11 protein-coding genes are annotated in these 11,503 nt (G+C 52.0%); 5 read left to right on the forward strand and 6 right to left on the reverse strand.

Going from position 1 to position 11,503, the window contains the following annotated elements; translation table 11 throughout:
- The first annotated feature begins 18 nt into the window (after nucleotides 1-18).
- The 5 genes from rbsD (at nucleotide 19) to deoC (ending at nucleotide 4,659) form a co-directional block, all read left to right on the forward strand.
- Complete coding sequence (gene rbsD / locus ACRQU7_RS06900) at nucleotides 19-417, forward strand: D-ribose pyranase (protein WP_444644738.1); 399 nt, start codon at nucleotides 19-21, stop codon at nucleotides 415-417.
- 18 nt (nucleotides 418-435) lie between these two features.
- Nucleotides 436-1,935 (forward strand): sugar ABC transporter ATP-binding protein, encoded by a 1,500-nt coding sequence (locus ACRQU7_RS06905; RefSeq protein ID WP_444644740.1) that lies wholly within the window; start codon nucleotides 436-438, stop codon nucleotides 1,933-1,935.
- Complete coding sequence (locus ACRQU7_RS06910; protein ID WP_444644742.1) at nucleotides 1,932-2,891, forward strand: ABC transporter permease; 960 nt, start codon at nucleotides 1,932-1,934, stop codon at nucleotides 2,889-2,891. Before ACRQU7_RS06905 ends, ACRQU7_RS06910 begins: the two co-directional genes overlap by 4 nt.
- A gap of 26 nt (nucleotides 2,892-2,917) precedes the next feature.
- Nucleotides 2,918-3,913: a substrate-binding domain-containing protein gene (locus ACRQU7_RS06915; RefSeq protein WP_038323472.1), complete on the forward strand. Its 996-nt coding sequence runs from the start codon at nucleotides 2,918-2,920 to the stop codon at nucleotides 3,911-3,913.
- A 101-nt stretch (nucleotides 3,914-4,014) separates the two neighbouring features.
- Nucleotides 4,015-4,659, forward strand: coding sequence for a deoxyribose-phosphate aldolase (gene deoC, locus ACRQU7_RS06920; protein ID WP_444644745.1), 645 nt, complete (start codon nucleotides 4,015-4,017; stop codon nucleotides 4,657-4,659).
- A gap of 79 nt (nucleotides 4,660-4,738) precedes the next feature.
- Here deoC and feoB read toward each other — a convergent pair whose 3' ends face one another.
- The 6 genes from feoB to ACRQU7_RS06950 form a co-directional block, all read right to left on the reverse strand.
- Nucleotides 4,739-6,886: a ferrous iron transport protein B gene (gene feoB, locus ACRQU7_RS06925; RefSeq protein ID WP_444644747.1), complete on the reverse strand. Its 2,148-nt coding sequence runs from the start codon at nucleotides 6,884-6,886 to the stop codon at nucleotides 4,739-4,741.
- An 89-nt stretch (nucleotides 6,887-6,975) separates the two neighbouring features.
- Nucleotides 6,976-7,212, reverse strand: coding sequence for a FeoA family protein (locus ACRQU7_RS06930; RefSeq protein WP_038323477.1), 237 nt, complete (start codon nucleotides 7,210-7,212; stop codon nucleotides 6,976-6,978).
- Nucleotides 7,213-7,385: 173 nt separating this feature from the next.
- Nucleotides 7,386-7,679, reverse strand: coding sequence for a Dabb family protein (locus ACRQU7_RS06935; RefSeq protein ID WP_444644749.1), 294 nt, complete (start codon nucleotides 7,677-7,679; stop codon nucleotides 7,386-7,388).
- Between the two features lie 49 nt (nucleotides 7,680-7,728).
- Nucleotides 7,729-8,148, reverse strand: coding sequence for a PPC domain-containing DNA-binding protein (locus tag ACRQU7_RS06940; RefSeq protein ID WP_141827738.1), 420 nt, complete (start codon nucleotides 8,146-8,148; stop codon nucleotides 7,729-7,731).
- Nucleotides 8,145-10,769 (reverse strand): ATP-dependent chaperone ClpB, encoded by a 2,625-nt coding sequence (gene clpB / locus ACRQU7_RS06945; RefSeq protein WP_444644751.1) that lies wholly within the window; start codon nucleotides 10,767-10,769, stop codon nucleotides 8,145-8,147. Before clpB ends, ACRQU7_RS06940 begins: the two co-directional genes overlap by 4 nt.
- A 27-nt stretch (nucleotides 10,770-10,796) precedes the next feature.
- Entirely contained in the window at nucleotides 10,797-11,462 is a 666-nt protein-coding gene (locus tag ACRQU7_RS06950) for a hypothetical protein (protein WP_444644752.1), read from the reverse strand.
- Nucleotides 11,463-11,503 lie beyond the last annotated feature (41 nt).

Raw genomic sequence — 11,503 nt, forward strand, 5'->3', positions numbered from 1 at the left:
TCAAAGGAGAGAATGCAAATGTTAAAAGGTGGAATTTTAAACGCGCAGCTTGCCCATGTGCTGGCTGATCTCGGTCATAAGGATACGCTGGTTGTCAGCGATGCCGGTCTGCCCGTTCCGGACGGAGTGGAAAAGGTGGACTTGGCGTGGAAGCCGAACGAACCAAAGTATCTTGATGTTCTGAAGGAAATTCTGAGCAGCATTGTGGTGGAAAAGGCGATTCTTGCAAAAGAGCTGAAAACGGTCAGCCCGGACATGCATCAGAAGATTCTGGAAGTGCTTCCAAAGGATATTCCAATAGAGTATGTAGATCATGTGGACCTGAAAGAAAAAACCAAATCCTCCAGGGCGATTGTCCGCACCGGGGAATTCACCCCTTATCCAAGCGTTATTTTGGTTTGTGCATGTGCCTACTGAAGGAAGGGAGGTCAAAGAATGCCGGAAGACGATATCATTTTAAAACTGGACTCCATTGTCAAAATTTTTCCGGGCGTAAAAGCACTTGACGGTGTACACCTTGAAATAAAAAAAGGCGAAATTCATGCTCTGTGCGGTGAAAACGGCGCGGGCAAATCAACGCTGATGAAGATTATTTCCGGCGCGCATCCCTATACTTCCGGGAACATGTATTTTGAAGGTGTAAAAGTTTCTTTCCACTCTACGAAAGAAGCCAGGGACAAGGGAATTTCCATGATTTATCAGGAGTTCAACCTGATCCCCTATCTTTCAGTTGCCGAAAATATTTTTTTGGAAGCTCTTCCCAAAAAGAAGAACGGGCTGTTTGACTGGAAAACGCTGAATCAGAAAGCAAAGGAGCTGCTGGATCGGCTGAAGCTGAACGTTGATCCACAGCTTCCGGTCAATAAGCTGTCTGTTGCACAGGCGCAAATGGTTGAAATTGCTAAGTGCCTGTCCAGAAACGCAAAGGTCATTATTATGGATGAGCCGACGGCGGCGCTGACCGATGAGGAAATCGACATTCTGTTTTCCATCATCCGGTCGCTCTCACAGGAAGGTATTTCGATCATTTACATATCCCATCGTCTGGATGAAATCTTCAAGCTGGCTGACCGGGTCACGGTTTTCCGCGACGGAAAAAATGTGGCGACAAAGAGTATCGGTGACATTGGTTACCAGGAGCTGGTGTCGATGATGGTGGGTAAGGACATTTCGGACCTGTATCCCCACAGAGAGTATTCCGGACAGGAAACGGTTTTGAAAGCACAGAACATTACGGGGCGCGGGGTAAAAGACGTCAGCTTCGAGCTGAGAAAGGGGGAGATCCTCGGAATCGCCGGGCTGATGGGGTCCGGAAATATCGAGCTTTCCAAAATTTTGTACGGAGCCATCCCCATGGAAAAGGGCGAAATAAAAATCGGGAATGCACCGGCGGACTGCGGCACTCCGCGCAAAGCGCTTCGGGCCGGAATCGGATTTGTTTCCGACGACCGGAAAAACGAGGGATTGATTCTCATCCGGAGCGTAAAGGAAAATATTTCGCTGTCATCGCTGAAAAAAATATGCAGCCATTCTTTTGTAAACCATAAGGCAGAGGAGAAAATGGTAACCAAGAACATTCGCTCCCTGAATATTAAGGTAAGTTCCTACAACCAGCTGGGACAGAATTTAAGCGGCGGAAATCAGCAGAAGGTGGTCTTTGCAAAAATCCTTGAAACGGTCCCGTCGATCTGTATCATGGATGAGCCTACCCGCGGAGTCGATGTCGGCGCCAAGTCGGAAATTTATCAAATCATGAACCGGATGACGGAGGAAGGGAAAAGCATCATCCTGGTTTCATCAGATTTACCGGAGCTCATTGGGATGAGCGACCGCATACTGATTATGAGGGAAGGAAAAATTGTCATGTCCTTAAATAGAAATGAATCTAATCAGGAATTGATTTTGGCCTATGCTGCAGGAGGTGTTGGTGAATGAATGCGAAAGAGAAAGCTTTTCGGGTTTTAACCGTACATAGAACGAGCATCATTCTTGCCCTGATCCTGATTGTTGCCGCATTCCTGTCGCCCGCCTTTTTAAGCGCCTCAAACATGCTGAACGTGATCCGGCAGGTTTCCATTACCGCCATTATCGGCGCAGGGATGACGTTTGTGATCCTGACAGGCGGAATTGATCTTTCGGTGGGCTCCGTTGTGGGACTGGCCGGCGCATTTTCCGCCGGTGTGCTGCAGACGACGGACTCCGTTCCGCTCGCCATCGGCATCGGTCTTTTAACCGGTCTAGTCTGTGGATTCATCAATGGATTCTTTATTGCAAAGTGCGGAATTCCAGCCTTTATCGCCACATTGGCAATGATGACCCTCCTGAGAGGCTGCATTCTGGTTTATACCAACGGCACGCCGATCTCCGTACAGTCGGATATCTATAAGGCTGTGGGAAAAGGCAGCCTTGCCGGAATCCCCGTTCCGATTATTATTCTATTGTTCGTTTATCTGGCCGCCTATATTTTACTTACGCACACTGCTTACGGGCGCACGGTTTACGCGATCGGCGGAAACCGTGAGGCGGCCAGACTTTCCGGAATTTCCGTTGTAAAGAACGAATGGATTGTCTATATCATCATCGCTTTGCTTTCCAGCCTTGCCGGCATCATCCTCACCGCAAGGCTTGGTACAGCGGCCGCCACGGCGGGGGAAGGATATGAAATGGATGCAATCGCCTCCGTTATCATCGGCGGAACCAGTCTGGCGGGGGGTCAGGGCTTTATTCTTCCGACGGTAATCGGCGCGCTGATTCTCGGGGTTCTTGACAATATCCTCACATTGATGAACGTAAACCCGTTTGCCACCAATATTGTGAAGGGCGTTGTTATTCTTATCGCCGTATTGGCCGACAAGAAATTCAAGGACTTGTCAGCTAAAGTTAATCAATAAATTGGCAGAAAGAAAGGGAGAAGTTTATGAAAAGGTCAAAAAAATTATTGGCGTTGGTACTATCCGCAGCAATGATTGCCGCGACAGCCGCAGGCTGCTCCACCGGAGCCGCGACCAGCACCGCTGAATCAAAAGCGGCGGAGAGCGCCGCACCCGCCCAAAGCTCAAACAAACAGCTCGTCATCGGTCTTTCGATGAATACGCAGACCAATCCGTTCTTCGTCAGCGTGAAAGAGGGCGCCCAGAAAGGTGCGGAGGAACTGGGAGCCAAACTGGTGGTAACTGACGCGCAGAACGATGCGTCCACCCAGATGAAGGATGTTGAAAACCTGATTACACAGAAACCGGACCTAATCATCATCGACCCGGCCGACAGCGACGCGATTGTGTCCGCTATTCAGGAAGCGAACGACGCGAAAATCCCGGTGATTACGATCGACCGTGCCGCGAAGGGCGGAGAAGTCGTCAGCCACATGGGCTTTAACGCGATCAAAGCGGGCGGCCTTGAGGGACAGTTTATCGCCGATACGCTGAAAGGCAAAGGAAATGTAGTGGAAATTCAGGGCATTATGGGCACGAATGTTGCGCAGGACAGAAGCAAAGGCTTTAACGATGTCATTGCGAAATATCCGGACATCAAGAAGGTTGCCACGCAGAGCGCGGATTTTGACAGAGCCAAAGCAATGAAGGTCATGGAAAATATTCTTCAGGCGAACAAGGATATTCAGGCCGTCTACGCGGCGAACGACGAGATGGCGCTCGGATGCCTCGAAGCCATTGAAGCGGCCGGACGGACGAAGGACATCGTACTGGTCGGCAATGACTGCCTCGATGATACCATGAAAGCAATTAAGGAAGATAAGATGAAGGCCACCATCAACGAGCCCCCTTATTTCCTGGGCAAAAACGCGGTTCAGACCGCTGTAAAATACCTGAAAGGCGAAAAGGTTGAAAAGAGCGTGATCCTTGAATCCACTCTGGTTACAAAAGAAAACGTCGATTCCGTAAAGACCAGAGATTAGTCTGATTTTACCGGTGGACCGCGGTACCGAAGCGGCCCGCCGGTTTTTGGTGAAAATACGGGCGGAGCCTGCCCTTCATGAATGATACAGGAGGAAAAATTATGGAACTGGAAACTTATATTGATCACACGCTTTTAAAGCCGAACGCAACCAAAGGACAGATAGAAACACTCTGTACGGAGGCAAGGCAACACCATTTTGCTTCCGTTTGCGTCAATTCGTATTATGTCCCTTTGGCAAATACGCTTTTAAAGGATTCCGGAGTCACTGTGTGCTGTGTCGTCGGCTTTCCGCTCGGCGCAATGTCCACGCAGGGAAAGGCCTTTGAGGCAAAGCAGGCGGTACAGGACGGCGCCGGCGAGGTGGATATGGTGATCAATATCGGTGCATTGCTGGACGGGGATTATGAGACCGTGCTTCAGGATATCCGGGCGGTTGTCCGCGAAGCACATCCAAAGGCGTTATTAAAAGTAATTATTGAAACCTGCCTTTTGAACGATGAACAAAAAGGAAAAGCCTGTGAACTCGCTGTGGAGGCGGGCGCAGATTTTGTAAAAACGTCGACCGGCTTTAGCACCGGGGGCGCTACTGTCCACGATGTAGAGCTGATGAAACGTGCCGTACAGGGAAAAGCAAAGGTAAAAGCTTCGGGCGGTGTCCGGACCTATGAGGATGCCATGAACATGATTCACGCCGGTGCGGACCGGATCGGTACAAGTAACGGCGTCAAGATGATGGAACACTGAGAAAATATTTTTTAAAATACAAAGGGAAATGCCGTATTGCAACAGTCCAGCTGTGCAGTAACGGCATTTCCTTGTTTTATTACAGCAGGCCCAAAAGCCTTACTGTGCCGGCGAAGAGGAAACAGATCACCATGCCCGCGGCGGTGGGAACTGCGAACGAGACAGCCGTCCATTTCCAGCTCTGCGTTTCCTTATGGATGGTCAGGCAGGTGGTGGAGCACGGCCAGTGCATTAAAGAAAACAGCATGGTGCATACGGCGGTCAGCCAGGTCCACCCGTTGCTGAGGAGGAGGTTTTTCAGTTCCTCCAGACTTCCCAGTTCCAAAATGCTCCCTGTGGACATGTACGCCATAATGATGATCGGCACCACGATTTCATTGGCGGGAAATCCCAGAATAAACGCGAGCAGAATCACCCCGTCCAGCCCCAGAAGATTTGCGAACGGGTCGAGAAAATTCGAGCAGTGGAGCAGCAGGCTGGCTCCGCCGACATGGATATTTGCCAAAAGCCAGATAATCAGCCCGGCGGGGGCGGCCACGACCACCGCCCTGCCCAGAACGAACAGGGTGCGGTCGCAGATGGAGCGGACGATCACTTTTCCGATCTGCGGCCTGCGGTAGGGGGGAAGCTCCAGTGTAAAGGAGGAGGGGATTCCTTTCAGAATGGTAACGGAGAGAAGCTTTGAGACGATAAAAGTCATAAAGATTCCCAGAATGATCGTACCGGTCAGCAGGCAGGTGGAAAAAAAGGATTGAAACGGCGCGGAAACCGTTCCGACAAAGAACATGGAGATAATCGCGACCAGGGTGGGGAACCGTCCGTTGCAGGGAACAAAGCAGTTGGTAATGGTGGCAATCAGCCTTTCCCGCGGCGAATCGATGATCCGGCATCCCGACACGCCGCACGCGTTGCAGCCGAATCCCATACACATGGTTAGCGCCTGTTTTCCGCAGGTGTGGGCTTTTTTGAAATATTTATCCAGATTGAAGGCAATCCGGGGCAGGTAACCCAAGTCCTCCAGAAGGGTAAACAGGGGGAAGAAAATCGCCATGGGCGGCAGCATCACCGATACGACCCACGCAAGCACACGGTAAATGCCCATGACCAGCATGCCGGAAACCCACGAGGGCGCGCCGATCCGGCTGAAAAACGCGAGCAAAATATCCTGAAAGCGGAACAGGGCATCCGAAAGCAGCGCGGACGGGTAGTTCGCGCCGGTAATGGTGATGTAAAAAATCAGCATCAGAAGCAGAATCATAATGGGAAAGCCGCTCCATTTGCTGGTCAGTATCCGGTCGATTTTCCGGTCCCTTGCATTGTAGCTGTCGGATTCAAACGTCACCGCGTCGGCGCAGATTCCCTCGGCGGTAATAATCAGGCAGGAAACGATCTGGTCGCGCAGCGCTTCGCCGCTGATGCCGTTTTCCTCCAGACGCTGTCTTGCCTGCGCGATTTTTGAGGCGACGGGTTCCTCCAGCGCGGGATTGAACCCAAGATAGTCGCTCATGCTTTTGAGAAGACTTTCGTCGTTGTCAATCAGCTTCAGCGCCGCCCAGCGGGAATTCAGCTTTTCGCTGAGGCATGCTTTCACGGCGGGTTCCACAATGGAAATGGCTTCTTCGATCGGCGCGGTGTATTTTAATTGAATCGGCCTGATGAAATTTTCCGTTTTCAGGCTGCCGACCGTTTCCATCAGCTTCCCGAGCTTTTTTCCGCTCCGGGCCGTAACGCCGATTACGGGAACGCCCAAATCCTTCTGCAGGCTGCCGAAATCAATATGGATGTGTTTCTTTTTTGCTTCATCCATCAGATTCACACAGACCACTACATGATCGGTGATTTCAATGGTCTGCAGCACCAGATTCATGTTCCTTTCCAGACAGGTCGCGTCACAGACGACGATGACCGCGTCCGGGCTTCCAAAGCAGATAAAATCCCGCGCTACCTCCTCTTCGGCGGAATGCGCCATCAGGGAATATGTACCGGGAATATCGACCATGATATAATTGACCCCGTCGTAGGAGCATTTTCCCTGTGCGTTCGTTACGGTTTTGCCCGGCCAGTTGCCGGTGTGCTGGTTCATGCCGGTCAGGGCGTTGAAAACGGTGCTTTTGCCCACATTGGGATTTCCGGCCAGCGCTATGACCCTGTCGTCGGGGTTTTCCCTGTTTATAGTAAGACCGGAATCAATCCATTTGATCCCGGTCGGGTTTGCAGCCAATCCCACCACAATCACTCCTTATCAGTTTTTTATGAAAAAGCAATTCTGCAAGCGCAAATTTTCATTTGTATTCGCAGAATTGCATTGAGTCCGGATTAATTCGCGCTGATCATCACGTTGCTGCTGTCTTCCTGTCTGAGCGCGATGACCGCGCCGCGGATTAAATAGGCAATGGGGTCGCCTGAAGGGCTTTTTTGAAGGCATTCGACCTGCGTTCCTTCGATCAATCCAATATCTTGAAGCCGCCGTCTCATGCTTCCGGTTGAGCGCAGCTTTTTCACAGTAGCGGTTTGGCCGACCTTTAGGCTGTTCAACGTACTGATTTCATTCAATTCAGAAGCCTCCTTGTATCCTGAATATCGTTCTTTTTGAGTCCTCTTACACTATAATATTGGTGAAAACGATTTTTGTACCATTCAGATGCCGAATATTCGGCGCGAAACGAAAGAAGCAGGGAAGCCAGCCCGATCGCTGTCTTCCCTGCTTCTTTTAAAGAATGAACCTGTTAAATTTCGTAATCGACGCAGTCTCTGCCGCACACAAGCGAGTGGACGACCTGTTTCACGGCGACGTGCGCGGGGTGGTCCTGATAGTTGTCCTGCGCTTCCCTGGTGGTGAATTCACAGTACAGAATCAGATCGAAGGTCCCGCCGTTGTAGTTGCGGCCAATTTCAATCGCCGTCAGCCCGTCCACCACGCCCAGCAGCGCTTTGAACCTTTTTTGCAGATCCTCCGCAACCGTGTCAATGTTTTTCCTGGCGTCTTCCGTCAGAGTCCATAGGACGATGTGTTTTACCATGTGATTTTCCTCATTTCTTATTATATCATTTTATCTGAGCAGATCATTTTTACATATCAAATAAGTTCAATCCCGTAGCTTCATCCGGACGGCGTCCCACGGAACCCTTTAGAGTATGGATAAACATTTCACACGTAGCGCTGACCACGGCTTCGTTCAGATGGCCGCCGAACACATGCCCCTGCGCGTCGGCAAAATTGGCATGCAGGTGCAGATATACTTCTCCGTCTTTTTGCGTAACATTGCCGGTCAGCGCGGTCATTTCCATTTCCCCGTCAAGGGTGTTGGAATAATACTTCTTTTCCCCGACACGGTAGAGGCCCACGACCGCGTGCCCCACCGCGCCAAGGGCGGTGACGCTGGCAAGCCCGACGTTTTCCTTCTCACAGATAGCCTTCAGACTCTGGACGATTTCCTCACCGCGGTCGATTCGGGCCACGATGGTATCCCCGAAAATCCTGTACATCATGATGGTTCATTCCCCGTTTCCTTTTCTTTTACAATAAGCTTACTGCCATCGTAATCGATTGTCAACGTTGTTTTGGGCTTTAGATCCTGAGAGATGATGGCCTTTGCAATCAAGGTCTCCACCTTGCTCTGAATCAGTCTTTTCAGCGGACGGGCGCCGTAAACGGGATCATAACCCTGATCCACTACGTACTCTTTGGCGGCGGGCGTCAGTTTTACGCCGAGCTGCTTTTCTTCCAGGCGCTTCTGCAGGTCCGCGATCAGCAGGTCGACGATCCGGTCGATTTCCGGTCTGGTCAGCGGCTTGTAGAAGACGATTTCGTCCAGCCGATTCAAGAATTCCGGGCGGAACTGCTGCCTGAGCATGGCGTGTACCTGCGCCTTGGCTTCCTCGCTGATTTGCCCGTCCGGCTGTATCCCCTCCAGTATCGTGCCGGAGCCCAGATTGGAGGTGAGGATGATAATGGTGTTTTTAAAGTCCACCGTTCTGCCCTGAGAGTCGGTGATTCTGCCGTCGTCCAGAACCTGCAGCAAAATATTGAACACGTCGGGATGGGCCTTTTCCACCTCGTCGAACAGTACGACGGAGTACGGGTGCCGGCGCACTGCTTCCGTCAGCTGGCCGCCCTCCTCGTAGCCAACGTAGCCCGGAGGCGCTCCGATCAGGCGGGATACCGAATATTTCTCCATGTATTCGGTCATATCGATGCGCACCATGTTGTGCTCGTCGTCGAACAGCGCCTGAGCCAGCGCCTTGGCCAACTCGGTTTTGCCTACGCCGGTGGGGCCGAGGAACAGGAACGAGCCGATCGGCCGGTTAGGGTCCTGAATGCCCGCACGGGAGCGAAGAATAGCTTCCGTCACTTTTTCCACGGCCTCGTCCTGACCGATCACCCGTTCGTGCAGGATATCGTCCAGCCTGAGAAGCTTTTCGCGCTCGCCTTCCATCAGCCTGGAAACCGGGATACCGGTCCAGCGTCCGATGATCTTTGCAATCTCCTCGTCGGTGACTCTGTCGCGCAGCAGGGAGTCGGAAGCCTGCGTCTGTTCCGCAATCTGTTCCTCCGCTTCCAGCTGCTTGGTCAGCTCGGGGAGCTTGCCGTATTTGTATTCCGCCGCTTTATTCAGGTCATAGCTGCGCTCTGCCTTTTCAATTTCCGCATTGACCTTTTCGATTTTCTCGCGCAGCTTCTGAACTTTGGAAATAGCCTGCTTTTCGTTTTCCCATTTTGCTTTCATTTCCTTGAACTGTGCGCGCAGGTCGGCCAGCTCCTTCTGGATTTCCTTCAGATGCTCCCGGGAAAGGGAGTCGGTTTCCTTTTTCAGCGCCGCTTCTTCAATTTCATGCTGCATGATTTTCCGGGAAATCTCATCAAGCTCCGTCGGCATCGAATCGATCTCCGTACGGACCATCGCGCAGGCTTCGTCCACCAGGTCGATCGCCTTGTCCGGCAGGAACCGGTCGGAGATGTAGCGGTTGGAAAGCACGGCGGCCGCGATCAGCGCCTGATCCTGAATTTTGACGCCGTGGAAAACCTCGTACCGTTCCTTCAGCCCGCGCAGGATGGAAATGGTGTCCGCAACGCTGGGTTCCTCCACCATGACCGGCTGGAAACGCCGTTCCAGCGCCGCGTCCTTTTCAATGTACTGGTGGTACTCGTTCAGGGTGGTGGCACCGATGCAGTGCAGCTCGCCGCGCGCAAGCATGGGCTTTAAAATATTGCCCGCATCCATGGAGCCTTCGGTTTTGCCCGCGCCCACAATGGTGTGCAGCTCGTCGATGAACAGGAGAATCCTGCCCTCGCTCTTTTTGACCTCGTTCAGAACGGCCTTGAGCCTTTCCTCAAACTCGCCGCGGAACTTTGCCCCGGCGATCAGCGCGCCCATGTCCAGGGAAAACAGCTTTCGTTCCTTCAGATTGTTCGGCACGTCCCCGCGTACAATGCGGATGGCAAGGCCCTCGGCAATAGCCGTTTTGCCCACGCCGGGCTCGCCGATCAGAACGGGGTTGTTCTTGCTTTTGCGGGAGAGGATGCGGATGACGTTGCGGATTTCGGAGTCCCTGCCGATGACCGGGTCCAGCTTGTGGTTTTTCGCCAGCTCCACCAGATCCTGCCCGTACTTGGAAAGCGAATCGTAGGTTTCCTCCGGGGTGTCGCTCGTAACCCGGGTATTGCCGCGCACGGTGGACAGTGCGGTAAGAAATTTGTTTTTGTTGATGCCAAAGTTGTTGAAAACAGCCTGTACCCCGGCGTTCGGGTGGTTCAGGAGGGCCAGCAGAATATGTTCGACCGAGACGTATTCGTCCTTCATGCGCTCGGCTTCCTTTTCCGCGCCGACCAGCGCCGCGTCCACATCCGCCGAAACATAGACCTTTCCGGGCTCTCGTCCCGGACCGGTCACGCCGGGCAGCTTTGCGACCTGCTGTTCCACGCTGCGCAGAACGGCTTCCGGCTGGATATCCATCTTTTTGAAAAGCTGGGGAATCAGGCCGTTTTCCTGCGTCAGAAGCGCCTGCAGCAAATGCTCTTCCTCAATCTGCATATTGTTGTGTTCAATCGCGATGTTCTGCGCTTCCTGGATAGCCTCCAGTGATTTTTGGGTGAATTTCTGAGCGTTCATAAAATCAAACCTCCTTGCTCATCGTTGCTATATCATGACACTGTTTTTCCTATATTGAAGATATTTTTTCTCAAGAGCCGCAAGCGCCTTTTCCGGTTCGTCCAGATGGGCGAAGTACAGCTTCATGCAGGCATCGAATACATGAATATAATCTGAAATCGCGGCCGCGATGGCCTCGTTTGTCTGCCGTACGCTGTCCTGCGGCAGCAAAAACTGCCGGGCGTACTTTCCGGGCGTAATTTCGCAGAAAACCTCTCCGTGCGGGAACAGGGAACCGATATATTTGTTTTCCAGCGCAAACCAGAAATCAAAAAAATCGTTTAGAATTTCAATCAGCTGCCGGCTCTGCGTTCTCATCGAAACGCGCAGCTCGCCCACCGTTGGCCCGCACGTCCGATACAGCTCCAACATATAACGAATAGTAGGCTTGTATCGGTACCTTAATGCGCTACGGATAGAGATCATCGCGTCGCTGGGCTGAAGCTGTACCTGAAAGCTTTCCCAGTCGGACATCATCTGCTCTACGCCTTCAAAAATATCCCGCATGCGCATTTCGGGAGTGGAGTACGAACAGTATTCGGCCAGAATCTGATTGATCAGATTGCTGCGGCTCGTCTTCTTTTCATACGCGATTTTGTCTATGGCGTCTACAACATCGTCGATCAGTACCAGGCTGTATACGCTTCTTCCCATGATGCTCATCCCAATCCAATTGTTATTACGTGTATTTCTGT

The sequence above is a fragment of the Caproiciproducens puteiluti genome (assembly GCF_052442865.1).
Lineage (GTDB): Bacteria > Bacillota > Clostridia > Oscillospirales > Acutalibacteraceae > Caproiciproducens.